This is a genomic window from Acidovorax sp. Leaf191, from assembly GCF_001424425.1.
Lineage (GTDB): Bacteria > Pseudomonadota > Gammaproteobacteria > Burkholderiales > Burkholderiaceae_C > Acidovorax.
Window position 1 is genome coordinate 127,283 of the sequence record NZ_LMPT01000021.1, and the last position, 24,510, is coordinate 151,792.

22 protein-coding genes are annotated in these 24,510 nt (G+C 67.7%); 1 reads left to right on the plus strand and 21 read right to left on the minus strand.

What is annotated here, in order from left to right:
• Positions 1-33: 33 nt before the first annotated feature.
• The 11 genes from lysS to ASG27_RS22070 form a co-directional block, all read right to left on the minus strand.
• Positions 34-1,578 carry a lysine--tRNA ligase gene (gene lysS / locus ASG27_RS22020; RefSeq protein ID WP_056420880.1) on the minus strand — a complete coding sequence of 515 codons (1,545 nt, stop codon included), beginning with the start codon at positions 1,576-1,578 and terminating at the stop codon, positions 34-36.
• 79 nt (positions 1,579-1,657) lie between these two features.
• Entirely contained in the window at positions 1,658-2,290 is a 633-nt protein-coding gene (locus ASG27_RS22025) for a sugar transferase (protein WP_056420883.1), read from the minus strand.
• An 8-nt stretch (positions 2,291-2,298) separates the two neighbouring features.
• Positions 2,299-3,492: a DegT/DnrJ/EryC1/StrS family aminotransferase gene (locus tag ASG27_RS22030; RefSeq protein WP_056420884.1), complete on the minus strand. Its 1,194-nt coding sequence runs from the start codon at positions 3,490-3,492 to the stop codon at positions 2,299-2,301.
• 35 nt (positions 3,493-3,527) lie between these two features.
• Positions 3,528-4,856, minus strand: coding sequence for a UDP-glucose dehydrogenase family protein (locus ASG27_RS22035; protein ID WP_056420886.1), 1,329 nt, complete (start codon positions 4,854-4,856; stop codon positions 3,528-3,530).
• A gap of 64 nt (positions 4,857-4,920) precedes the next feature.
• Positions 4,921-5,616, minus strand: a complete 696-nt coding sequence (locus ASG27_RS22040; RefSeq protein WP_056420890.1) for a class I SAM-dependent methyltransferase — start codon at positions 5,614-5,616, stop codon at positions 4,921-4,923.
• Complete coding sequence (locus ASG27_RS22045) at positions 5,613-6,647, minus strand: glycosyltransferase family 2 protein (protein ID WP_056421109.1); 1,035 nt, start codon at positions 6,645-6,647, stop codon at positions 5,613-5,615. The genes ASG27_RS22040 and ASG27_RS22045 overlap by 4 nt, the downstream gene beginning before the upstream one ends.
• A gap of 14 nt (positions 6,648-6,661) precedes the next feature.
• Positions 6,662-7,744: a glycosyltransferase gene (locus ASG27_RS22050; RefSeq protein ID WP_235504115.1), complete on the minus strand. Its 1,083-nt coding sequence runs from the start codon at positions 7,742-7,744 to the stop codon at positions 6,662-6,664.
• The gene (locus ASG27_RS22055; RefSeq protein WP_056420894.1) at positions 7,737-8,348 is read right to left on the minus strand and encodes an acyltransferase; all 612 of its coding nucleotides are present in this window, start codon (positions 8,346-8,348) and stop codon (positions 7,737-7,739) included. Before ASG27_RS22055 ends, ASG27_RS22050 begins: the two co-directional genes overlap by 8 nt.
• Positions 8,332-9,564: a lipopolysaccharide biosynthesis protein gene (locus ASG27_RS22060; RefSeq protein WP_056420896.1), complete on the minus strand. Its 1,233-nt coding sequence runs from the start codon at positions 9,562-9,564 to the stop codon at positions 8,332-8,334. The genes ASG27_RS22055 and ASG27_RS22060 overlap by 17 nt, the downstream gene beginning before the upstream one ends.
• Positions 9,561-11,468, minus strand: a complete 1,908-nt coding sequence (locus ASG27_RS22065) for a polysaccharide biosynthesis protein (protein ID WP_056420898.1) — start codon at positions 11,466-11,468, stop codon at positions 9,561-9,563. The genes ASG27_RS22060 and ASG27_RS22065 overlap by 4 nt, the downstream gene beginning before the upstream one ends.
• A gap of 49 nt (positions 11,469-11,517) precedes the next feature.
• Positions 11,518-12,159: an LON peptidase substrate-binding domain-containing protein gene (locus tag ASG27_RS22070; RefSeq protein ID WP_056420900.1), complete on the minus strand. Its 642-nt coding sequence runs from the start codon at positions 12,157-12,159 to the stop codon at positions 11,518-11,520.
• A 379-nt stretch (positions 12,160-12,538) separates the two neighbouring features.
• Between ASG27_RS22070 and ASG27_RS22075 the strand changes: the two genes are divergently transcribed.
• Positions 12,539-13,096, plus strand: a complete 558-nt coding sequence (locus ASG27_RS22075) for a YggT family protein (protein WP_056420902.1) — start codon at positions 12,539-12,541, stop codon at positions 13,094-13,096.
• Positions 13,097-13,247: 151 nt separating this feature from the next.
• Here ASG27_RS22075 and accD read toward each other — a convergent pair whose 3' ends face one another.
• From accD to ASG27_RS22125, 10 genes are all read right to left on the minus strand, one after another.
• A complete protein-coding gene (gene accD, locus ASG27_RS22080) occupies positions 13,248-14,120 on the minus strand; it encodes an acetyl-CoA carboxylase, carboxyltransferase subunit beta (protein WP_056162197.1) in 873 nt (290 codons plus the stop codon).
• A gap of 173 nt (positions 14,121-14,293) precedes the next feature.
• Positions 14,294-15,115: a tryptophan synthase subunit alpha gene (gene trpA / locus ASG27_RS22085; protein WP_056420905.1), complete on the minus strand. Its 822-nt coding sequence runs from the start codon at positions 15,113-15,115 to the stop codon at positions 14,294-14,296.
• Positions 15,112-16,389, minus strand: coding sequence for a tryptophan synthase subunit beta (gene trpB, locus ASG27_RS22090; RefSeq protein WP_056420906.1), 1,278 nt, complete (start codon positions 16,387-16,389; stop codon positions 15,112-15,114). The genes trpA and trpB overlap by 4 nt, the downstream gene beginning before the upstream one ends.
• The gene (locus ASG27_RS22095) at positions 16,367-17,155 is read right to left on the minus strand and encodes a phosphoribosylanthranilate isomerase (protein WP_082486069.1); all 789 of its coding nucleotides are present in this window, start codon (positions 17,153-17,155) and stop codon (positions 16,367-16,369) included. The genes trpB and ASG27_RS22095 overlap by 23 nt, the downstream gene beginning before the upstream one ends.
• On the minus strand, positions 17,152-17,973 hold the full coding sequence (gene truA / locus ASG27_RS22100) for a tRNA pseudouridine(38-40) synthase TruA (protein ID WP_056420909.1): 822 nt from the start codon (positions 17,971-17,973) through the stop codon (positions 17,152-17,154). The genes ASG27_RS22095 and truA overlap by 4 nt, the downstream gene beginning before the upstream one ends.
• Positions 17,974-18,022: 49 nt before the next feature.
• Complete coding sequence (locus ASG27_RS22105; protein ID WP_056420910.1) at positions 18,023-20,662, minus strand: FimV/HubP family polar landmark protein; 2,640 nt, start codon at positions 20,660-20,662, stop codon at positions 18,023-18,025.
• Positions 20,663-20,950: 288 nt separating this feature from the next.
• Complete coding sequence (gene asd / locus ASG27_RS22110; RefSeq protein WP_056420911.1) at positions 20,951-22,108, minus strand: aspartate-semialdehyde dehydrogenase; 1,158 nt, start codon at positions 22,106-22,108, stop codon at positions 20,951-20,953.
• Positions 22,109-22,501: 393 nt separating this feature from the next.
• Positions 22,502-23,578 (minus strand): 3-isopropylmalate dehydrogenase, encoded by a 1,077-nt coding sequence (leuB, locus tag ASG27_RS22115; RefSeq protein ID WP_056420912.1) that lies wholly within the window; start codon positions 23,576-23,578, stop codon positions 22,502-22,504.
• A 76-nt stretch (positions 23,579-23,654) separates the two neighbouring features.
• Positions 23,655-24,305 carry a 3-isopropylmalate dehydratase small subunit gene (leuD, locus tag ASG27_RS22120; protein ID WP_056162217.1) on the minus strand — a complete coding sequence of 217 codons (651 nt, stop codon included), beginning with the start codon at positions 24,303-24,305 and terminating at the stop codon, positions 23,655-23,657.
• Between the two features lie 10 nt (positions 24,306-24,315).
• Positions 24,316-24,444: an entericidin A/B family lipoprotein gene (locus tag ASG27_RS22125; RefSeq protein WP_056162220.1), complete on the minus strand. Its 129-nt coding sequence runs from the start codon at positions 24,442-24,444 to the stop codon at positions 24,316-24,318.
• Between the last annotated feature and the right edge of the window lie 66 nt (positions 24,445-24,510).

The following is a 24,510-nucleotide window of genomic DNA, read 5'->3' on the forward strand; positions in this document are numbered from 1 at the left end:
ATCACCCGGGAAGCCCCGGATGCCAGGGCTCTTTCAGGATTCGCGGCGCAACGCAGGGAACAGGATCACGTCGCGGATGCTGGGGCTGTCGGTCAGCAGCATCATGAGGCGATCGATACCGATCCCGCAACCCCCCGTGGGCGGCATGCCGTATTCCAGCGCCCGCACGAAGTCGTGGTCGTAGAACATGGCTTCGTCGTCGCCGCCGTCCTTGGCGGCCACCTGGGCATGGAAGCGCGCAGCCTGGTCCTCGGCGTCATTGAGCTCGCTGAAACCATTGCCGAACTCGCGCCCGGTGATGTACAGCTCGAAGCGCTCGGTCACCTCGGGGCGGGTGTCGTTGGCACGGGCCAGCGGCGAGATTTCAGTGGGGTGCTCCATGATGAAGGTGGGCAGCCACAGCTTGTCTTCCACCGTCTCTTCGAAATACAGCACCTGCAGGCTGGCCAGCGAGCGCGTGGACAGCTTGTTCTTTTCTTCGTTCAGGCCCAGCTTCTTGAGGGCGCTGATGAGCCAGGCGGCGTCGTCCACATGGGCGCCGGCCTCGGTGTACTGGAAGATCGCTTCGCGGATCGTCAGGCGCGCGAACGGCTGCGACAGGTCGACCGCGCGGCCCTGGTAGGTCAGCTGCAGGCTGCCCGTGGCCTTGAGCGCCACTTCGCGGATCAGCGTCTCGGTGAAGTCCATCAGGTCCAGGTAGTTCCAGTACGCCGCGTAGAACTCCATCATGGTGAACTCGGGGTTGTGGCGCACCGAGATACCTTCGTTGCGGTAGCTGCGGTTGATCTCGAACACCCGCTCGAAGCCGCCCACGATCAGGCGCTTCAGGTACAGCTCGGGCGCGATGCGCAGGTACATCTCCTGCTCGAGCGCGTTGTGGTGCGTGACGAACGGCTTGGCGTTGGCACCACCCGGGATGGGGTGCAGCATGGGCGTTTCGACTTCCAGGAAGCCGTGGCTCACCATGAATTCGCGCAGCCCGCTCACCGCCTTGCTGCGCGCCATGAAGCGCTTGCGGGCCTGCTCGTCGGTGATCAGGTCGACATAGCGCTGGCGGTACTTCTGCTCCTGGTCGGCCATGCCGTGGAACTTGTCGGGCAGCGGGCGCAGGCTCTTGGTGAGCAGGCGCAGGCCCGTGACCTTGATCGACAGCTCGCCGGTCTTGGTCTTCATGAGCGTGCCTTCGGCGCCCACGATGTCCCCCAGGTCCCAGTGCTTGAAGGCGGCGTACAGCTCCTCGCCCACGGCATCGCGGGTCACGTACAGCTGGATGCGCCCGCCCACGTCGCCCAGCGATCCGTCTTGCACCGTGGCAAAGCTGGCCTTGCCCATCACGCGCTTGAGCATCATGCGGCCGGCCACCGAGACGCTCACGGGCGACGTCTCCAGCGCCTCGTTCGTGGCCTCGCTGTGTGCAAGGTGCAACTGCGCTGCCTTGTGGGCCGGCTTGAAGTTGTTGGGGAAGGCTACGCCGCCGCCGTTGGCTTGGACCTCGCGCAAAGCGCGAAGCTTTTCGCGGCGCTCGGCGATGAGCTGGTTGTCGTCCTGGGAGGCGGGGGCGAGGTTCTGGTCTGACATAGGGGCCGTCGGTGCGGTGGCTGGAATGGGGGCCGGGCCCCGCAACGGCAGGGTTCGGCCAAACCCCTCATTTTATCGGCTATGTGCCGTCTTTTGGCGCCATGTCCCTGCGCGAGCGTCCGCCCCACAGTGCGCGAGCGGTCTGCGCGATGATTTTCAGGTCGCCCCAGAGGGTGTGCGCGCGGGCGTACCGGGCCGCGTACTGCAGCTTGATGGGCAGAATTTCTTGCACGTAGGTCCGCTCGGGATCGCTGCTTTGGCCCAGCAGCGTGCTCTCGTCGCGGAACTCGATGGAGGCCATGTCGGTGATGCCCGGCCGCACGCTCAGCACGATGTCCCGCAGTGCATCGGGGTACAGCGCCACATAGCGCGCCACCTCGGGCCGCGGGCCCACGATGCTCATGTCTCCCACCAGCACGTTGATGAACTGCGGCAGTTCATCGAGCTTGGTGCGCCGCAGCCAGTGGCCCGCGCGGGTGATGCGGGCGTCAGCGCCCACGGTGATGGCAGGGCCCGCCGCGTCGGCACCGGCCCGCATGGTGCGGAACTTGTAGATGCGAAACGGCTGCCCCGCGCGCCCGATGCGGGTTTGCCGAAAGAACGTTCCGCCGGGCGAGTCGAGCCGGACCCACAGCGCCACGGCCACCAGCACCGGCGCCAGCAGCACCAGGGCCAGCGCGGAGAAAGCCAGGTCGAACAGGCGCTTGGGCATGGGGTCGGTCAGCCCAGGACCTCGTGCAACGCCGCGATCACGCGGTCCTGGTCGGCGTCGCTCATGGCGGTGAACAGGGGGATGCTGATCATCGACTGGTAGGCCGCGTCGGCGTCGGGGAACATCGCTGGTGTGAGCTGGTAGCGGTCGCGCCAGTACGGGTGCCGGTGCAGGGGCACGTAGTGAACGCTGGTGCCGATGCCCCGGTCCGACAGGGCCTGGATCACGTCGTCGCGGCCCAGGCGCGCGCCTGGGCGCAATCGAATGACATACAGATGCCAGGCGTGCGTATCACCAGCGGGCGCTTCGGCAGGCAAGACCAGCGGCAACGTGGCCAATTGCTGGTGGTACCGCGCGGCCAGGTATTGGCGCCGCTGCACAAAGCCTGGCAGCCGCGCGAGCTGCTCCACGCCCATGGCGGCCGCGATGTCCGTCATGTTGTACTTGAAGCCCGGGGCCACCACCTCGTAGTACCAGGCCGGAGTCTTGGACGTGAAGCGATCGAACGCATCGCGGCTCATGCCATGCAGGCGCATCACGCGCATGCGCTGGGCGATGGCCGGATCGCGCGTGACCGCCATGCCGCCCTCGCCGGTGGTGATGGTCTTGTTGGCGTAGAAGCTGAACACGGTCACATCGGACTGCAGCTGCCCCACCAACTGGCCCTGCCACGTGGTGGGCAGGGCGTGGGCTGCGTCTTCCACCACCTTGAGCCCATGCTCCTTGGCAATGTCAAGGATCTCGCCCATCTCGCAGGCCAGTCCACCGTAGTGCACCGGCATGATGGCCTTGGTGCGCGGCGTGATGGCGGCGCGGATCTTGGCGGGGTCGATGTTCAGCGTCACCGGGTCCACGTCCACCAGCACCGGGTCGGCGCCCAGGTAGCGCACGACCTCGACCGTGGCCGTGAAGGTCAGCGTGGGGGCGATCACTTCGTCGCCAGGGCCGATGCCCAGGGCTTCCAGGGCCAGGTGCAGGCCTGCGGTGGCAGAGTTCACTGCAATCCCCTGCAGCCCGTGGCCGCCCAGGTACTGCACGAACGCCTGCTCGAACTCCTTGGTCTTGGGCCCTGTCGTCACCCATCCCGAGCGCATGGCTGCGGTGGTCGCCTCGATCTCGGCCGGCCCGATGTCCGGCTTGGCGAAAGGGATGAAACTGGGCGGCGAAGATGGGGTGGATGGTGGGGTGGATGGGGGGGACATGGGGGCTCGGTGGGCGATCAATGGGGCAGGCCGGGTCAGAGCACGGCGCGGCCGATGGGGTGGTATTCAAGGCCCAGGGCCTTCATCTCGGCAGGCTCGAAAAGATTGCGGCCGTCGAAGATGACGGGCGCGCGCAGCGTGGCCGCGATGAGGTCGAAGTCGGGGCTGCGAAACTCTTTCCATTCCGTCGCGATGATGAGCGCCGTGGCGCCGTCCAGCGCTGCATTGGCGCTGTCCGCAAAGTGCAGGCCTGGGCGATCGCCCAGCGTCTTGCGCGCCTGCGCAATGGCCACCGGGTCGTAGGCGCAGACCTCGGCCCCCCGCTGTAGCAGGTCGTGGATCACGGTGAGGCTCGGCGCCTCGCGCATGTCGTCCGTGCCAGGCTTGAAGGCCAGGCCCCACAGCGCGAATCGCAGGCCTTTCAAGTCGGGGCCGAAGCGCGCGAGCACCTTGCGCACCAGCACCCCTTTTTGCCGGTCGTTGACGGCCTTCACACCTTCGAGCACCTGCAAATGGTGCCCGTGGTCGGACGCGGTCTTGAGCAGCGCGCTCACATCCTTGGGGAAGCACGAGCCGCCATAGCCGGCCCCGGCGTACAGAAAATGCGTGCCGATGCGCGGGTCCATGCCCATGCCGTTGCGCACATGTTCGATGTCGACGCCCAGCGTCTCCGACAGCAGGGCCAGTTCGTTCATGAAGCTGATGCGGGTGGCCAGCATCGCGTTGGCCGCGTACTTGGTGAACTCCGCGCTGCGCACGTCCATCACCACGAACCGGTCGCGGTTGCGCATGAAGGGCGCATACAGCGTGTGCAGGCGGCTGGCGGCCTCGGGGTCGCTGGTGCCGACGATCACGCGGTCGGGCCGCATGAAGTCCTGCACGGCAGAGCCTTCTTTCAAGAATTCCGGGTTCGATGCGATGGAATAGGCGGGCTGCGTGGCGCGCTGGGCCAGCACCGCATCCATGGCCTGGCGCACCTTGTCGGCCGTGCCCACGGGCACGGTGCTCTTGGTGACCACCAGCTTGTACTGGTCCATGTGCTGCGCTACGGCCCGCGCGGCGGCCAGAACGTGCTGCAGGTCGGCCGAGCCGTCTTCGCCAGAGGGCGTGCCCACGGCGATCATCTGGATCACCCCGTGCGCCACGGCCTGGGCCATGTCGGTGGTGAACTTGAGCCGCCCCGCGTGCGCATTGCGCACCACGATGTCGGACAGGCCCGGCTCATGGATGGGGATGTGCCCCTCGCGCAGCGCACCGATGCGCTCGGCATCGTGGTCCATGCACACGACGTGGTTGCCCATCTCCGCAAGGCATGCGCCGGTGACGAGGCCCACGTACCCGGTGCCGATGACAGTGATCTTCATATGCGGTGCAGCGCCCTGTGTGCGGCATGCGCGGGGCGACGGGTGTGTGCGGTAGTGTTCATCTTCAAGGTTTGGCCGCCCAGGTCAGGCGGTGGGTGCGCAGCGGGTGCAGCAGTTGCGACGCCGGTGCGATCATCCACGCCGGCAGCCGCCGCGCGACCGGCGGCGCCAGCGTGAGCCGGCGCGACTGCAGGTGCGCCCCCGGGAACAGGGCTTGCAGCTCCTGCAGCGGAACACGCCGGACATCGGGGTTGCGGGGATTGTCCACCACAAAGTCGTACACCAGCACACCCCCGCCCGGTGCCACCCAGCGCCACAGGGTCTGTGCCATTTCGCGGCGGAAGGCAGCATCGAGCAGTGAACTGAACAGCGTGAACGCGAGCACCGCATCCTGGCTGGCGGGTGGCACATCGGCGCGGCACGCATCGCCCTCCAGCAGGGTGACCGCACCGGGCAGAAGATTCCGCGCCAGTGCCGCACGCTCCGGCAGAAGTTCGATGCCGGTCAGATGGCCCGGGGTGGCGCCCAGGCGGATGAGATCCTGCAGGTTGCCACCGCTGCCGCAGCCGACTTCCAGCATGCGCCGGTTGCCCAGGTTCGTCCAGCCATGGCCTGCCCAGGCGCGCACGATGGCGCGCAGGCGCTCCTGCTGGGCCTGCAGCGCGGCCGCATTGCCATACAGGCTGTAGCGGGCCTCGTCGGCGGCCGCATCGCGCCGCGCATAGCGGTCTTTGACGGCCTGCGGTTCGTGCATCGTCATCGGGTGATCCGTGCAAAGTCGGCCGATGGTGTGCGCGACCGCACGACGTCCCACAGGCCGCGCCAGGTGCCCAGGCCGTAGCCCACATGGAAAGCCGCAATCGCCGCTGGCAGGCGCGGCAGCAGGGCCCAGTCGCCCGCAGCCCGGGCTGCTTCCACGGACGCAGCCAGCAGATAGCTGCCGTACGCCAGAGCCAGCCCCGCCAAGGGCAGCGCCGTCCAGGGCAGCAGGGCCGTGGTGGTGATCACCGCCGCCACGAAGATGGCCGGCACGAGCTGGCGCAGGGCCCCCGGCTGGCCGTGCTTGCGCATGACGAAGGGGCGCCAGTAGCCGTACTGCCGCTGCTGCGAGAACAGGTGCCGCAGCGAGTTGCGCGGATGGTAGGCAGAGCGGATCAGCCGGCTTTGCCAGATGCGCGCGCCAGCCAGCCGCAGCCGCAGGTTGTGCTCATCGTCCTGGTTGCGCACAAGGACTTCATCGAAAAGCCCATAGCGCTCGAACACGCTGCGCGGCCAGCAGCCCAGGTAGACAGTGTCGACGGCGCCTTCGAACTGCACATCGCGCGACCGGGCGCCGCCCACCACCCACCGGCACTGGAAGGCCGCCGCCACCGCCGCGCCCGTGCGGCCTGTGCCGCGGGCCACCCACGGCCCGCCCACGTTGTCGGCGCCCGTGCGCGACAGGGCTGCTATGCACTGGGCGAGGTAGTCGGGCGCGAACTGGCTGTGCACGTCCAGGCGCGCAATGATGGCTCCGCGGGCCCGGGCGATGCAGGCGTTCAGGCCGGTGGAGACGATGCGCCCGGGGTTGTCCACCAGCACCAGCCGAGGGTCGCTGGCGCAGCGCTCCTGCAGCCGTTGCCGGGTGCCGTCGTCGCTGTCGCCGTCGGCCACGAGCACTTCCATGCGCCATCCCTCGGGCAGCACCTGGCTGATGGCAGAGTCGCAGAAGGCATCGATGTGCTGCCGCTCATTGCGGCAGGGCACGATGACGCTGATGAGCAGCGGGTTCAAATCACGGTTCTCTGGCATGTTCACGGGTACGTTCACTGTGCGCCTGCCAGTTGCTGGTAGAGCGCATGCATGCGGTTCATCTGGGCGGCGCGGTCGCCATGTTGGGCGATGCGCGCCGCATTGTGTTCACCCACCTGGCGCGCTGTGTCGTCGTCGGTCACCAGGGTGCGCAAGGTGCCCGCCAGCGCCGCGGCATCGCCCGCCGGCACCAGCCATTGCGCACCCAGCCAGTGCCGGTTGGCCTGCAGGTCGCTGGCAACCACGGCCAGGCCGCAGGCCATGCTCTCGAGCACGGCGACCGATGTGGCGTCGCTGTCGGGCACCGAGATGGAGACCTTGCAGTCGCCCAGCACGCGCGCCATGCCCGCGTCGTCCAGCCGGCCGTGCAGGTGCACGCACTGCTGCAGCCCCGCGGCCTGCACCTGCTGGCGCAGGGCGGGCTCCAGGCTGCCGCCGCCGAGCAGGTGCAGGTGCAGGTCGTGGTCCTGCAGCCCGGCACGCAGGCGCGCAAAGGCATCGATGATGGTGGCAATGCGGTAGTTGGGCTCCCAGGCGCGCAGGCTGACTAGGTGCGTGGCGGACTTGTTGTGCCAGGGCACGGGGCGAAAGCGGTTCAGGTCCACGCCCCAGTGAATCTCTTCGGCCGGGCAGGCGGGGCCGAACCGCGCCACGGCATCCATCAAGCTGGCCGAGTCCCCGGTGATCAGGTCCGCGTGCCGCAGCGTCCAGCCCGTGAGCCAGCGCATCCACGGGCTTTTGAGCGGCGTGACCAGCAGGTCGGTGCCCCAGGCCGTCATCACCAGCGGATGTTTGCCGCAGCGGGCCGCGAGATACCCGTAAGACGTGATGTAGTGGGCGTGCGCGATGTCGGGCGCCAGCTCGCGCACGTGGCGCTGCGTTTCGCGGACGCGAAAAAGCCAGTCGGTGGAGCGATGCACCGGCCGCAGCGTGCGGACCTCCACGCCGGGTACCTGCGCGGGCCGGGCTGTGATCAGCGATACGCGCCAGCCGCGCTGCAGCATCTCGCGCGCCCAGCGCTGGACGTGCGGGCTGGTGGCATCGCCGAGCAGGCACAGGTGCCGTGGCGTTCGCGTGGGCTGCGTCATCTCAGTCATGGGCGGTATGCGGACTGGCCGGCGAAAGCGGCCCTGCCCACGATTCATAGTGCGGCACCAGCTCGGGGAACTGCGCCAGCAACTGCGCGTCCCGCGCGCGGACATCGCCGACCTGGCGCGCGGGCGTTCCCGCCATGATGGCGAAGTCCGGCACCTCGCCGCGCACCTGCGCATAGGCGCACACCACCACCCCCTTGCCCAGGCGCGATCCCGCCTCGATCAGGCTGTGCGGGCCGACGAAGGTGTAGGCGCCGATCTGCACCGGGGCGCTGATGTAGCCGGGCTTGGTGGCGCCTTCGTGCGTGGCATAGCCCCGGCCCAGCAGGCGGATGGCGCGGTGCGAGCTGTGGGTCACGATGCTCACGAAGTTGGTGATCTGCACACCTTCGCCGATCTGCAGGCCGCCGGCGGCGTCGATGAAGTTGAAATGCCCGATGAACACATGGTCCGCCAGCTGCAGGCCTTCGGCGCCTTCGATGCAGGTGCTGGGTGCAATGCGGGTGTGGGCCAGCAGGCAGCCCGCCGCATCGCGCTCGCCGAACACCATGCGGTAGAAAAGTGCCTGCCAGAGGCTGCGACGCCAGCGGTTAAGCAGCGCTCTCATGGGGGATGTCCTTCCAGTTCGCCAGGGCCCAGAAATAGTAGCCAAAGTAGGCCAGCATGCTGGCAGAAATGCCCCATCCTGCGCCGGTGAGGCCGCCCAGGTACAGCCCGGGCACAAGGCCTGCAAAGAACAGGCATTGTCCGACGAGCGCCAGGCGCAGTGCCCAGGCCTGCGCCTTCCAGGCCATGGTCACCACCGCCAGCGGGGAGGCGATGAAATGCAGGGCGATGTAAGGCGCCATGGCGCGGGCGAGCTCACCGGTCTGTGCCCACTGCGCACCAAAAGCCAGCGTAAAGAGGGTGGGTCCCGCCATCAGCAGGACGGCTGCGAGGGGGAGCGCGACGGCCGCCAGCCCCAGCACCGCACGCCGCACGATGGTGCGCGCTTCGGCGCTGCCCCTGGCCTGCAGCAGGCGCGGGTACAGGGTTTGCGACAGGGCCCCGCCCACCAGTGTGGCCGGCGCCTTGAGGTAGCGCAGCGCCAGGGCCCAGACCCCGGCCGCCGCGTCGCCGGTAAGGGCGGCCACCAGCACCAGCGTGAGTGTGTCCTGCAGCGCGCCCAGAAAAGCGTGGGGCGTGTTGAGCAGCGGAAAGTCCCGGTGCCGGCGGGCAGCCGCCGCCAAGGCAGCCCGCGGCCTGCGCCACAGCCCAGACCAGCCGCCTGCAGGCGCCGGGCGGGCCAGCAGGCAGGCAGCGGCGAGCGCGGTGGTGGCTGCGCCCAGCATCAGCCCCAGCGGGCCCATCTTCATCAAGCCGAGCAGCAGTTGCACGATGGCGCCGCCCCCTTGCTGCACGAGCCGGGCCAGTGCCAGCAGCCCGAACATCTGCGACCGCGTGGCCCACATCGTGAGCCACTGCACGGTGCCGCCCGCTGCCACGGCCAGCGGCAGGCTCCATGCCAATCGCATGCCTTGCCACACAGCCAGCACGGCACCCGCCGCGGCGGATGCCGCCGTGACGGCCAGGAGGATGCGCGCACACAACGCCATGAGTTCGGCAGCGCTCTCGTCGCTGGTCTCCAGCGGCAGCGCAAACTCGTACCGCGCGCAGGCCACCACCGCGATGTTGGTCGACACCGCCCAGAGCAGCGCAAACTGCCCGTACGCCTCGGGGCTGTACACGCGCGTGAGCGCCGGGCCCAGCAGCAGCGGAATGGCGTGGGCCGCAACGCTGCCCGTGAGCAGGGTCAGCGTGCCCCGCACAAGCCCTGGCTTCATGGCGCTTCCGCGGCTTCGGGCTGGTAGCCCGGCACCAGCTGCCGCAGCAGTGCGGTCATGGCGCCGTGGTCCCCCGCCTGGGCGGCCTGGCGCAAAGCCTGCAGCGAGGCCTGCAGTTCGTTCCACGGCCGGTACTCCTCGCGCGCCCGCAGGATGCGGGGGTGGGCCGTGGGCAGCGGGTTGTCGCCGATCAGGAGTTCTTCATACAGCTTTTCACCGGGGCGCAGACCGGTGAACACGATCTCGATGTCGCCCGCCGGGTGCCGCGCATCGCGCACCGTCAGGCCCGACAGCGCCACCATGCGCTGCGCCAGGTCCAGGATCTGCAGCGGCTCGCCCATGTCGAGCAGGAACACATCGCCCCCTTCGGCCATGGCGCCCGCCTGCAGCACCAACTGGGCGGCCTCGGCGATGGTCATGAAGTAGCGCGTGACCTCCGGGTGGGTCACCGTGACCGGGCCGCCCATGGCGATCTGGTTGCGAAACAGCGGGATCACGCTGCCGCTGGAGCCCAGCACGTTGCCAAAGCGCACCATCGAAAAGCGTGTGGTGCATTTCCAGGGTCCGTCCGCAGCGTCGGCTCCGAACGGTGTGCGCGGCGACGCGGCCACGGCCTGCAGCACCATCTCGGCCACGCGCTTGGTGGCGCCCATGATGTTGGTGGGCCGCACGGCCTTGTCGGTGGAAATCAGCACGAAATGGCTGGCACCGTGCTCCAGCGCCACCCCCACCATGGCCAGCGTGCCGAAGACATTGTTCAGAATGCCTTCGCCTGCGTTGGCCTCCACCATGGGCACGTGCTTGTACGCGGCGGCATGGTAGACGGACGCGGGCCGGTACTGGCGGCAGATGTCGGCCATGCGCTCCTGCTGCGTCACATTGGCCAGCAGGGGGACCAGCTCGCAGCTGTGTTCGCCCTGCTGCGCCAGCGCCTGCAGTTCGTGGTGGATGGTGTAGAGCGCAAATTCGCTGTGGTCCACCAGCAGCAGCTGCCGGGGTCGCTCGCGCACGATCTGCCGGCACAGTTCGCTGCCGATGCTGCCGCCGGCGCCGGTGACCAGCACCACCGTGCCCTGCAGGTTGCGGCCCAGCAGTCCCGGGTCGGGGGCCACGGGCTCGCGGCCCAGCAGGTCTTCGATCTCCAGCTCCTGGAAGTCGGTGACCGTGACGCGCCCGCTGGCCAGGTCCGACAGGCCCGGCAGGGTGCGGATGCGCACGGGCAGGTCCCGCATGCCTTCGATGATCTCGCGGCGGCGTTGGCGCGTGGTGCTGGGCAGTGCGAGCAGGACGTCGGTGATGTCGAGCCGGCGCACCACATCGGCGAGTGCACGCGGCGAGTGCACGCGAACGCCGTTGATGCTGCGGCCGATCTTGCTGGCGTCGTCGTCCACAAAACCCTTGAGCAGGTACTGGCGCATGTTGCCCAGGCCCGCGGCGGTCTGCGCTCCGGCGTTGCCGGCACCGTAGATCAGCAGGCGGTACGGCGCATGGCGGCTGCGGCCCGCCAGCGCCAGCCACCCCAGGGCGCGGCTGGCGCCCACGAGCAGCATGAACAGCAGCGGCTGCAGGATGCCGACGCTGCGGGGCACGCCCTCCCATTGCGCCGCGAGCAGGCAGGCCAGGAGCAGCGCGCCATAGATGGCCACGGCCTTGCCGGTGGTGATGAGCGCGGTGATGCCTGTGTAGCGGAAGATGGCGCGGTACAGCCCCAGCTTGGCGAAGATGGGAAACGCGAGCGCGGGGGCGAGCCCGTAGGCCAGCCACTGCATGCCCTGCGGCCAGTGGAAGGTGTCCAGCCGCAGCGTGAACGCGAGCCACATGGCGGCAACGCCCAGGCACACGTCCATGGCGACCACCACCAGGCGTTTGGCTGCACGGGACCAGCCCAGGATGCGGTTCAGCATGGACTGCAGAAAAGTCGGCGTGTGCGGACGACGAGGGCCTCGCCGCTCATCATTGCGTGGGTGCAATGCCTGTGCGCTCCAGCACATCGCCGACCAGCTCCAGCCGGACCAGCGGGTTGTCCAGCTCCATCAATCGCTGCTTGAGCTCCAGGGGCACGGGCAGCAGTTCACACCAGCGGTTGGCCACCCAGCCGCAATCGTCGAGTTGCGCTGCCGTGGGGACGATGGACGTGGGCGCGTCGGGGTCGCGCTGCTGCAGGGTGTGCAGCACCTGGGCCAGGGCGGTCGAGGCTTTCTGCAAATCGGGCGGAATGGACACAGCCATGTCCTGGTCGAGGTGGTCGACATCGGCGATCCACAGGCCGTGCGGCAACAGGCTGCGCTGCGTGATACGAAACCGCTGGCTGCCGCGGCACACCAGCGTGATCAGCCCCGGCTGCGGGGTGTCGATCTGCTCGATGACGGCCAGCGTGCCGACGTCGCTGAACTGCTCGTCGGGTGCGCCGGCCTGCCGCACTTCCCGTCCCTGGGTGAGCGCCACCACGCCGAAGGGTGCGCCCGCCTGTTGGCATTTGCGGACCATGTCGAGGTAGCGCACCTCGAACACGCGCAAGGCCAGCACGCCGCCTGGAAAGAGCACGGAGCCGAGCGGAAAAAGGGGCAGGGAGGACAGTGTGAGAGGCTGGGTCATGAATCGGAGATGACGAAGTGCAGCATGTTCATGTCGGTTTCAAAAACGCCCGAGGTCGGCGCAGACCGTTCCGGGCCCTTGGGCCCGCGGGCCTTCGCGGATGCCTGGCAGCGTAAGCGCTGGCACCCTGGCAAGGGCAGGCACTGGGCTTGCGCCCGGGAACAGGCCTGGATACCTTCGCATTGCGCGTCGCCTGGGTGCCCGGCCCCTGGTGCCAAGTCCGGGCCGTTCGTGCCGCCTGGGCCGGTACGGGGACAGCCCTGGCTGACCGGGACGCAGCGCCGGACGATCCTTGAAACTGATGGGGGAACACCCTACGTCGCTATCATCCCATGACACGGCGTTCTTTCGGCGCCGCCCACCCGTTTTTGTCTCATCCATGCTCTACCAGATCGCCTCTTTTCTGCTCGACGTCGTCGGTGGCCTGCTCACGGGGGCGTGCCTCTTGCGGCTGTACATGCAATGGCAGCGCATTCCGTTTGCCAACCCGGTGGGAGGGCTGATCTTTGCCCTCACGGACTGGGTCATCCTGCCGCTGCGCAAGGTGATCCCGCCGGTGGGGCGCCTGGATGTGTCGAGCCTGGTGGCCGCGGTGCTGCTGCAGCTCACGCAATATTTCCTGCTCGCACTGCTGCTGGGCGCCGTCGGGGCTGCGTCTGCGTGGGCCTGGCTGCCGTGGCTCGCGCTGTTCGGGCTGGCCCGTGTGGCGGTGTCGGGGCTGATCGGCCTGCTGATCGTCTACGCGGTGATGTCGTGGGTGCAGGCGCGCTCGCCGCTGTCGGATGTCATCGCCCGGCTGTGCGAGCCGGTGCTGCGGCCGTTTCGCCGCATCATCCCGCTGGTGGGCGGCATCGATCTGTCGCCGCTGGCCTTGCTGGTGCTGCTGCAGGTGGTGATGATCGTACTGGGCCATCTGCAGGCCAGCGTCATGCGGTGACCATTCGTTGGACAAAAAATGCCCATAAAAAAGGCCTCTACCGCTTGTCCGGTGAGGCCTTTTTGCTATTAAAAATATAGTGATCTTGCTGGTGCTGCGAATCGACGGCGCAGCCGTGCATCACGCCGTCGCCGGCATCGTCACATCAGCATCACATGACAGCGTCGGCCGGCAGTCGCTGCAGCATGGCCAGGCTGCTCGCCACCGTGTTGCGCAGTTCGCGGCGGTCGCAGATGAAATCGACGGCACCCTTGGTCTGCAGGAACTCGGCGCGCTGGAAGCCCTCGGGCAGGGTCACGCGCACGGTGGATTCGATCACGCGGGGGCCGGCAAAGCCGATCAGCGCCTTGGGCTCGGCGATCACGATGTCGCCCACGAAGGCGAAGCCGGCGCTCACGCCGCCCATGGTCGGGTCGGTCAGCACGCTGATGTAGGGCAGGCCCTTCTTGGCCAGGCGGGTGAGGGCTGCATTGGTCTTGGCCATCTGCATCAGCGACAGCAGGCCCTCCTGCATGCGGGCACCGCCGGTGGCGGTAAAGCAGATGAAGGGCACCTTCTGCTCGATGGCAGTTTCCACGCCGCGCACGAAGCGCTCGCCGACCACGGAGCCCATGGAGCCGCCCATGAAGTCGAACTCGAAGCAGGCGACCACCACGTTGATGCTCTTGACCGCGCCACCGATGACGATGAGGGCATCGGTCTCGCCGGTGTTCTCCAGGGCTTCTTTCAGGCGCTCGGGGTACTTGCGGCTGTCCTTGAACTTGAGGGCGTCCACGGGCAGCACTTCCTGGCCGATCTCGTAGCGGCCTTCGGCGTCCAGGAACGAGTTCAGCCGCGGGCGGGCGCCGATGCGGTGGTGGTGGCTGCAGTGGGGGCAGACGTTCTGGTTTTGTTCCAGGTCGGACTTGTAGAGCACCGTCTCGCAGCTCGGGCACTTGATCCAGAGGCCCTCGGGCACCTGGCGGCGCTCGGTGGGGTCGGTTTGCTGGATCTTGGAGGGCAGAAGTTTTTCGAGCCAGGACATGGTTTTCCTCTGTGTGAATGGGCCAGTGGCGGCACGGCCTTGAAACTGGCGCGGCCTAAAGGCCAGGGCTCCCGCGCAAGGGCCGCCCCGCCGCGCTGGGAGCGTCCCCCTTCGCGCGCAAAGCGCGAGAGAAGGGGGAAGCGGCAAAGCCGCTCAGGGGGATGCTCTTTATTTTACGCGTCTAGCGCCTTGCGGATGCCGCGCAGGAAGTCGATGGTCAGGGGCACCACCTTGGCGTGCTCCTGGTCTTCGATCAGCTGGATGATGCGGCTGCCGATGACCACCGCGTCCGCCACCTTGCCGATGGCCTGGGCCGTCGCTGCGTCGCGGATGCCAAAGCCTACGCCGACAGGGATGTGCACATGCTCGCGGATGCGGGGCAGCATCTGCTCCACGGCCGCGGTATCAAGCGCACCGGAGCCCGTGACGCCCTTGAGCGACACGTAGTACACATAGCCGCTGGCCACCCGCGCCACCTGGGCCATGCGCTCGTCCGTGCTGGTGGGGGCCAGCAGGAAGATCAGGTCCATGCCGTGGGCACGCAGGTCGGCCGCGAAGGCTTCGCATTCCTCGGGCGGGTAGTCGACGATGAGCACGCCGTCCACGCCGGCTTCGGCGGCATCGCGCACGAAGGCGCTCTCTCCGCCCGCCTGGCTGTGCACCTGGTCGTAGCGTTCCACCGGGTTGGCGTAGCCCATCAGCACCACGGGCGTGGTGGTGTTGCGCTTGCGAAACTCGCGTACGTGGTCGAGCACCTGCACCATGCCCACACCCAGGCCCAGCGCCTTTTCGCCAGCCTTCTGGATCACGGGGCCGTCGGCCATGGGGTCGGAGAAGGGCACGCCCAACTCGATCACATCGGCACCAGCCTCCACCATGCCGTGCATGAGGGCGGGCGTGATGTCGGCAAACGGGAAGCCTGCGGTGACGTACGGGATCAGCGCCTTGCGGCCCTGGGCTTTCAGCTGTTCGAAAGTGGTGTCTATGCGGCTCATGGCTTGGAGTCTCCGGGGCCGCCCTTGACGGTCAGGCCGCGCATGGAGGGGCGGTCGTAGAAATCTTCACCCGACAGGTCGGCCACGGTGCCGATGTCCTTGTCGCCCCGGCCCGAGAGGTTGACCAGGATGGCCTGGTCGGGCCGCATGGTGGGCGCGAGCTTGAGGGCGTAGGCGAAGGCATGGCTCGATTCCAGCGCCGGGATGATGCCTTCGGTGCGGCACAGGTGGTGGAAGGCGGACAGCGCTTCCTGGTCGGTGATGCCCACGTACTCGGCGCGCCCGATCTCCTGCAACCAGGCGTGCTCCGGGCCCACACCGGGGTAGTCCAGGCCTGCGCTGATGCTGTGGGTCTCGGTGATCTGGCCGTTGGCATCCTGCAGGATAAAGGTGCGGTTGCCGTGCAGCACGCCCGAGCTGCCGCGCTGCAGCGATGCCGAGTGCTTGCCGCTGTCCAGGCCCTCGCCCGCCGCCTCCACGCCGATCAGGCGTGTCTTGTCGAACGGGATGTAGGGGTGGAAGATGCCCATGGCGTTGCTGCCGCCGCCCACGCAGGCGATCACGGCGTCGGGCTGCTCGGCGGCGATCTTCTGCTCGGCCAGCATGGCGGGCATCTGCTCGATGGATTCCTTGCCGATCACGCTCTGGAAGTCGCGCACCATCATCGGGTAGGGGTGCGGGCCTGCCACGGTGCCGATGATGTAGAACGTGTTGTCCACGTTGGCCACCCAGTCGCGCATGGCTTCGTTCAGGGCGTCCTTGAGCGTCTTGCTGCCGGACTCGACCGGCACCACGGTGGCGCCCAGCAGCTTCATGCGAAACACGTTGGGGCTTTGGCGCTTGACGTCTTCGCTGCCCATGTAGACCACGCATTCGAGGCCGTAGCGCGCGCAGATGGTGGCCGTGGCCACGCCGTGCTGGCCCGCGCCAGTCTCGGCGATCACGCGGGGCTTGCCCATGCGGCGTGCCAGCATGGCCTGCCCGATCACGTTGTTGATCTTGTGGGCGCCGGTGTGGTTGAGGTCTTCGCGCTTGAGGTAGATCTGCGCGCCGCCCAGCTCGCGGCTGGTGCGGGCGGCGTGGTACACCGGCGAGGGGCGGCCCACGAAGTGCTTGAGCTCGTACGCGAATTCGGCAAGGAACTCGGGGTCGTTCTGGTAGCGGGCGTAGGCCTCGCGCAGTTCCTTGATGGCGTGGGTCAGTGTTTCGCTGACGAAGCTGCCGCCGTAGGAGCCGAAATGGCCTGAAGCATCAGGTTGCTGATAGGAATTCATGAGGGTTCTTTGCAAGTTGGGCATCGGCCGCGCGCACGGCGGCGATGAACCGTTGGATCTTTCCGGCGTCCTTGATGCCCCTCAGGGGCTTGCCATCGGGGCTGTTAGGGTCCGTGGCCTCGACGCCGGAGCTGACATCAACCGCCAGCGTGTGGCAACGCGGGCGTACTTGCAAAATGCCATCGGTCACGTTTGCAGGCGTGAGTCCACCAGACAAAACGAGGTGAGAGCTGACGCTTGGTGGAAGGAGTGACCAATTGAATGCCTTGCCGCTGCCGCCGTACCCGTCGACATGGGCGTCGAGCAGGATGGCTTGGGCGTGAGAGTAATCGTGGGCGTATTTTACGAGGTCGAAGCGGGCCGCTCCGTCACCCAGGGGAATCCGCGCTGCCCGCAGGTAGGGGCGCGCGCCCTGGCCGGTGGCCGCCAGGCAGTCCTCAGGTGTCTCGTCGCCATGAAACTGGATGGTAGCGCCCGCTATCAGGGCGCTGGCAGCTATCACATTGGTAGCAGTCTCGTTGACGAACAGCAGCACCGGCGTCACAAAGGGCGGCAGGCGCCGCGCCAACTGGGCCGCACGCTCCGGAGTGACCGCGCGCGGACTGGGGGCATACAGCACGAAACCGACCGCGTCGGCCCCGGCAGCCACCGCGGCATCCACATCCTGCTCGCGCGTCAGGCCGCAGATCTTGATGCGGGTGCGGGCGGCGGGCTGCGCCGGTTCTGGGTGGGCTTGCGGCGAGAGGGGCGAGGGCGGTGTCGTCATGGCAGCCAATCATACGCAGCCGTGCGCTGGGGCAGGCCCCACTCGGCGTCGTAGCGCGGGCCCTGGAAGTACAGCCCATTCGGCGAAAACGTCGGGGCGGCGGCGTCGCGCGAGCGCGCTGCCAGCACCTGTCCGATCCAGCCCGCAGGCTGGTTGCCTTGGCCAATGGCGACCAGGCAGCCCATGATGTTGCGGATCATGTGGTGCAAAAACGCGTTGGCTTCGAACTCGAAGCGCCAGTAGCAGGAGCTCCAGCCCAGCTCCGGGTGGGGCTCGCCCAACCCGCGGCGCGAGATGTCGATGCGCTGCAGCGTCTTGACGGGCGACTTGGCCTGGCAGGCCGAGGCGCGGAACGAAGTGAAGTCGTGCTCGCCCAGCAACTGGTCTGCCGCCTGCCGCATGGCGTCGTGATTGAGCGGGTGATAGACCCAGCCCACGCGCCCCGCGTCCACGCTGGGGCGCACCGGCGACTGCAGCAGCACGTAGGCATACCGCCGGGCCACGGCGCTGCCCCGTGCGTGAAAGCTGTCTGGCACCGGCTGCGCCCACTGCACCGCAATGTCGGGCGGAAGAAAGGTGTTGGTGCCGCGCACCCACGACGATGCTGTGCGGTCGAGCTCGGTGTCGAAGTGCACGACCTGCATCAGCCCGTGCACGCCGGCGTCGGTGCGGCCTGCGCACAACGTGCTCACCGGGTGCGTGGCAAAGCGGCCCAGGGCCGCTTCGAGTTTGTCCTGGATGGTGTTGCCAGACAGCTGGCTTTGCCAGCCGCTGTACGCCTGGCCGTTGTAGCTGACGCCCAGCGCCACCCGTGTCATGGGGCGGCCTGGGTGTGGGGGAAGCGCGCCGTGAGGGAACCCGGCCGCATCAGCCCAGTTCAGCCAGCATGCGCTGGGCGCGGGTCTTGAGGGCGCCGCTGGATTCGGCCACCACTTCTTCGATCAGCGTGCGGGCGCCGTCGGTGTCGCCGATGGCGTTGAACTCTTCGGCCAACGCCAGCTTGGTGGCCAGCGGGTCGTCCTGGGCGCTGGCGAAATCGTCCAGCGAGGCTGGAGCGGGCACAACGGCCTTGGGCGCCGGAGCGGCCATGGGTGTGGAGGGCGCGTTCAGGTCCAGCGACAGATCGCCAAGGTCAAACTCCATGGGGCCCGAGTCCTGTGTCTGGGCCGACAGCGGGATGGGGCCGGAAGGCGCCATCGACAGGTCGTCCACGCTCGGGAAGTCCAGGTTGGCGCTGGGAGGCGCTGCCGTCATGGGGCTGGGTGCCGTGTCGGGGGAGTTCCATGCCGGCGCAGTGGCGGACGGCAGGTCTGGCATGTCCAGACCCGAGCGCAGCGTCGAAGGCTCTTCGGCGGCAGGGGCCGCACGGCCAGCAGATGCTGCCGCAGCCGCTGCGGCGAAGCCGCCGGGCGCTGCAGGTGCTGCCGACGGTGCATCGGTCAACGCATCGTCGGGCAAGTCCAGGTCAAGGTCCAAGTCCAGGTCCGGAGGCAGCGCGGCAGTGGCTGCCGCGGCGGTGCCGCCCGTGAACGTGCTGGGGAAGCCGCCAGGCGGCAGCGAAGGCGACTCGTCTTCGGCGAGGCCTGGGCGGCCACCGGGCTGGTACAGGCGGTTGTCAGGGTCCAGGTCCCGGCCCAGTTCGGCAATGCGGGCCCAGTCGGGACCCTCGCCCTGCGTGAGCTTGAACACGTCGCCGGCCACGGCTTCCAGGGCCTTGCGGTCCTGGCGCTTGGCGTAGATCTCGCCCAGCTTCACGTGCACCGACACGCGGGCCGGGTTGTGGCGGATGGCTTCCTTGAGGATTTCCTCGGCCTGCAGGTCGCGGCCATAGGCCAGGTACACATCGGCTTCGGCCACAGGGTCCACATCGCCGCCGGCATCGAGCTGGCTGGGCGAGTAGGCCATGGACGAGCCCGTGGTCATCTCGCTGTTGGCCGTATCGACACGCTGGCCGCCGCTGGCGCCGAAGAACGAATCGGGCTGGATGCGGCTTTCGAGGAAGGAGCTGTCCACGCCGTTGTTCTGGCGGCGGCGCTGCACCACGCGGTAGGCGCCGTAGCCCAGCAGCACTGCCAGCAGGCCCCCGAAGGCCCAAGGCAGGATCGGATCGTCCATGATGCCGGAGAGGAAGCTGGCCTCTTCAGCGGGCGCTGGCGCGGGGACGGGAAGCGGGGTACGAACCGGGGCGGGGGCCGACGCCGGTGCCGATGCGGGTTCGGACGCGGCCTCTGCAGGCGTGGCGGCATCGCTGGCCGTGGCGGCGGGATCGACGGGGGCCGACGCAGGCGCTTCTGGCGCTGCGGGTGCCGTCGGCGTGGCGGGTATGGCCGGGGTCTGCACTGCCACGGCCGCGGGCGCGCTGGCTGCCGTGGCAGCCGGTGCCGCCGCTGCGGGCGTGGCGGAGCTGCCAGCCGGGGCCGAGGCGGCGCCCAGTTTGTTCAGGTCCGTGATGTTCTTGGACAGCTCGGCCATCCGCGTGGCGGCTTCGCTGGCCTGCTTGTCCTTGGCGACCTGGTCTTCTGCAGCCTTCTGGCCCTTGACGGAGCCCTTGGACAGCGTGAGCTTGTCGGGAGCGGCCGTGGCAGGCTTCCTGTCTTCGACCCGCGTCTGCACGGAGCCCGATGCCGAGCGTTCGGCGGCGGCAACGGCGGTGGAGGGCGCAGCGCCCGCCAGCTTGCGGCGGAAGTCGTTGAAGTCGCGGGCCTGTGCGGCCAGGATCTGGCGCGCCTCGGGGGCGGGCGTGGCCTGTGCGGCACTTTCACTCGGCATCTGCAGAACGGCGCCGGCCTTGAGCCGATTGACGTTGCCCTGGATGAAGGCATCCGGATTGGCGCGCATCATCGCAACCAGCATCTGGTCGAGCGACACACCTTGGGGGCGGTATGCGTTGGCAAGGCGGCCGGCGGTGTCGCCCGACTGCACGGTGACACCGTCCGCCGGGGTGGCGCGGGGTGCGGGCGCTGGGCGCGGGGCGGGCGGAGCCGCTGCCGTGGCAGGCTCGCTCGCACGGGGCGTCACGGGCGCACGCACGGCGGGTGCAGGCTGGGCTGCCGGGGCCGAAATCTGGGGCGATGCCGTCACGGTGGGCGCGGGGCGGCGCAGTGCTGGCGGGTCGAACAGCATGGTGTAGCTGCGCACGATGCGGCCCGAGCCCCAGTTGGCGTCCAGCACCAGGTCCAGGAAAGGCTCGTTCACCGGGCGGTCGCTGGACAGGCGCAGGACGGCGGTGCCGTCGGGGCGGCGCTGCAGCTGGATCTGCAGGTTGTTCATGGCCTGCGTGTATTCCATGCCCTGGGCGCGGAACACATCGGGAGACGCCGTGGCGGCGCGCAGCGTTTCGGCTTCTGCCGGGGTGATCTGGGGCAGGTCGATTTCGGCGCGCAGAGGCTCGCCCAGGGCAGACTGCACGGTGATGCGCCCTAGCGCCAGAGCGGATGCATCAGTGGCATAAAAGCCGGCCGACGCCACGGCCGCGGCCGCCAGGACTGAGAATTTCCAACGATGCATGTTTGCCAACAACTGATGAGGATTTTTTGCGGCTCGGACGAGCGGTGCTTTTTTTGTCATGGTCAGGTCCCGCCCCGGCGCGTGAAAATATGTAAAAAGCACCATAGCATCAATGTTTTGCACTGACAAGCTGAGGTGGCGCCGAAGCTTTGGCAGCGCTGTTTGCGCACCAAATTGGGGCGTCTAAATGTTGCCAATTGCCAACGTGGCGTAACCGAGTGTTTCGACCTGTCAGCCACGAAAAAGCGCGCACAACCGGGGGCTGTGCGCGCTTTGGCGGGAGGTCAATCAGGCGCCGAGCAGGATGCGCAGCATGCGGCGCAGCGGCTCGGCGGCACCCCACAGCAACTGGTCGCCGATGGTGAAGGCGCCTACGTATTCAGGGCCCATGGCCAGCTTGCGGATGCGGCCCACGGGGATGGTCATGGTGCCGGTCACCGCCACGGGTGTCAGGTCCTTGATGGTGGCTTCACGGGTGTTGGGCACCACCTTGGCCCACGCGTTGTCCGCAGCGATCATGGCTTCGATGTCGGCCAGGGGCACGTCCTTCTTGAGCTTGAAGGTCAGTGCCTGGCTGTGGCAGCGCATCGCGCCCACGCGCACGCAGAAACCATCGACCGGCACCGCAGCGGATTGGAAGCCTTCGCCCTGGCCCAGGATCTTGTTGGTCTCGGCCATGCCCTTCCATTCTTCCTTGGACATGCCCCAGGCGGGATCGTCCTGGCTCTTGCCCAGGCCCAGGTCCTTGTCGATCCAGGGGATCAGGCTGCCGCCCAGGGGCACGCCGAAGTTGGCGGTTTCAGCGCCGGTCAGGGCGCGTTGCTTGGCGATGACCTTGCGGTCGATCTCCAGGATGGCGCTCTTGGGGTCGTCCAGCAGCGAACGCACTTCGGCGTTCAGCGTGCCGTACTGCGTGAGCAACTCGCGCATGTGCTGGGCACCGCCGCCGGACGCGGCCTGGTAGGTCTGGGTGCTCATCCACTCGACGAGGCCGGCCTTGTACAGCGCGCCCACGCCCATCAGCATGCAGCTCACGGTGCAGTTGCCGCCGATCCAGTCCTTGCCGCCGTGGGCCAGGGCATTCTGGATGACCGGCATGTTGACCGGGTCGAGCACGATGACCGCGTTCTTCTCCATGCGCAAGGAGGATGCGGCGTCGATCCAGTGGCCGTTCCAGCCGGCCGCGCGCAGCTTGGGGTAGACCTCGTTGGTGTAGTCGCCGCCCTGGGCGGTGATGATGATCTCGCAGCGCTTCAGGGCCTCGATGTTGAACGCGTCCTGCAGGGCCGTCTCGTTCTTGGCGTGGGCAGGGGCCTTGCCGCCTGCGTTCGAGGTGGAGAAGAACATGGGCTCGATCAGATCGAAGTCCTTCTCTTGTTCCATGCGGTCCATCAGGACCGAGCCGACCATGCCACGCCAGCCGACCAACCCTACCAACTTGCTCATTTCAACGCCCCTTTTCAGTGTAAGAAACAGTGCCCGACCGGGACTGACCTTTGCCCCGGCTCGTCTGGGCCAGGGAGGGCGCACGACGATACCGGAGCTGGGTCAGCCCTTAATGGTCGTGGTTTTGGTGGTGATTGCGCGCACAGCCACGCCTGCCAGGGCGGCAGTAGCGGTGTTCAGGTCGAACGGGCGGGCGGCAAACATGGGCGAGATTGTAGCGGATCGCCCTGGAATGCCGCATTTTTGGCCCGAAAACGCCGCATTTCCGTGGCGGGCGATGCTTTCTGGAGACAGGTCCGAGGGCTCGCAAGACCCCGGCGGCCACAAAAAAGCGCCGCGGTGCGGCGCTTTCTCGGGGGGAGGTCGGGGCGGCGGCAGGCCGTGCCCGTCGGCTTATTGCGCCGACAGTGCCTTCACCACCGCGTCGCCCATTTGCGACGTGCCCACCTTGGTCGTGCCTTCGCTGTAGATGTCCGGCGTGCGCAGGCCTTGCTCCAGCACGTTTTGCACGGCGGCTTCGATGCGCTTGGCGGCTTCGTCCTGGTTCAGCGAGAAGCGCAGCATCATCGCGGCCGACAAAATGGTGGCCAGTGGGTTGGCCACGCCCTTGCCTGCGATGTCGGGGGCGCTGCCGTGGCTGGGCTCGTACAGGCCCTGGTTGCTGCTGTTCAGGCTGGCCGATGGCAGCATGCCGATGGAGCCCGTCAGCATCGAGGCTTCGTCGGACAGGATGTCGCCGAACATGTTGCCGGTCACGATCACGTCGAAGGCCTTGGGCTTCTTCACCAGTTGCATGGCGGCGTTGTCGACGTACATGTGCTCCAGTTCCACGTCCTGGTAGTCCTTGTGCACGTCGATGACCACGTCCTTCCAGAACTGGAAGGTTTCCAGCACGTTGGCCTTGTCCACGCTGGTGACCTTCTTGTTGCGCTTGCGGGCGGCCTCGAAGGCCACGCGGGCGATGCGTTCGATCTCGGGGCGCGAGTAGCGCATGGTGTCGAAGGCTTCTTCGGCACCGGGGAAGTGGCCGTCCACCGCCGTGCGGCGGCCGCGGGGCTGGCCGAAGTAGATGTCGCCCGTCAGCTCGCGGATGATGAGGATGTCCAGGCCCGCGATCAATTCCGGCTTGAGGCTCGATGCACCCACCAGCTGCTCGTAGCAGATGGCCGGGCGGAAGTTGGCGAACAGGCCCAGGTTCTTGCGCAGGCCCAGGATGGCCTGCTCGGGGCGCAGGGGGCGGTCGAGCTTGTCGTACTTCCAGTCGCCCACGGCGCCGAACAGGATCGCGTCGGATTCCTTGGCCAGCTTCAAGGTGGCTTCGGGCAGCGGGTGGCCGTGGGCCTCGTACGCCGCGCCGCCGACCAGGGCGGATTCCATCTCGAAATGGAGGTCCAGCACTTCCAGGACCTTGACGGCCTCGGCGACGATCTCGGTACCAATGCCGTCACCCGGCAACACTGCGATTTTCATTGTTTGCTTCTCTTTTGATAGCGGCTAGCGCTTGCCCATCAAGCGGTAGACGTTGTTTTTGCCAAAAACCGGGTGTTCAGGACACCATCGAATGCGCCAGCCAGGGCTTGGCCGCCAGCCGCTCGGCCTCGAAGGCCTTGATCTTGTCGGACTTGCGCAGGGTGAGGCCGATGTCGTCAAAGCCGTTGAGCAGGCAGTATTTGCGAAAGGCGACGACGTCGAACGGGATCTCTTCGCCCTGGGGGCGCACCACGACCTGGCGTTCCAGGTCGATGGTGAGCTGGTAGCCGGGGAAGGCGGCCACTTCGTCGAACAACTGGGCCACGGTGGCCTCGGGCAGCACGATGGGCAAGAGGCCGTTCTTGAAGCAGTTGTTGAAGAAGATGTCGGCAAAGCTCGGTGCAATGACCGCACGGAAGCCGAATTGGTCCAGCGCCCAGGGCGCATGTTCGCGGCTGGAGCCGCAGCCGAAGTTCTTGCGGGCGATGAGCACGCTGGCGCCCTTGTAGCGCGGCAGGTTCAGCACGAAGTCGGGGTTGGGCTTGCGGGCGGACTCGGGGATGCCGGGCTCGCCCTTGTCCAGGTAGCGCCACTCGTCGAACAGGTTGGGGCCGAAGCCCGTCTTCTTGATCGACTTGAGGAACTGCTTGGGGATGATCGCGTCGGTGTCGACGTTCTCGCGGTCCATGGGGGCGACGAGGCCCTTGTGCACGGTGAATTTCTGCATGGTGGAGTGCTTATTTGTTGGCAGCGCGCTCGAGCGCGCCACCGGCCCGTTGGACGTCCTGGCCCACGCCCTTGACGGTGTTGCAGCCCGCCAGCAGGAAGGCCAGCGAGAGGGCGATGAATGCGGCGATCTTTGTCATGGCAAGGCTCCTTCAGGCAATGGAGAGGTCAACGGACGGTGTGGAACAAAAGGTGGATGAAAGGCG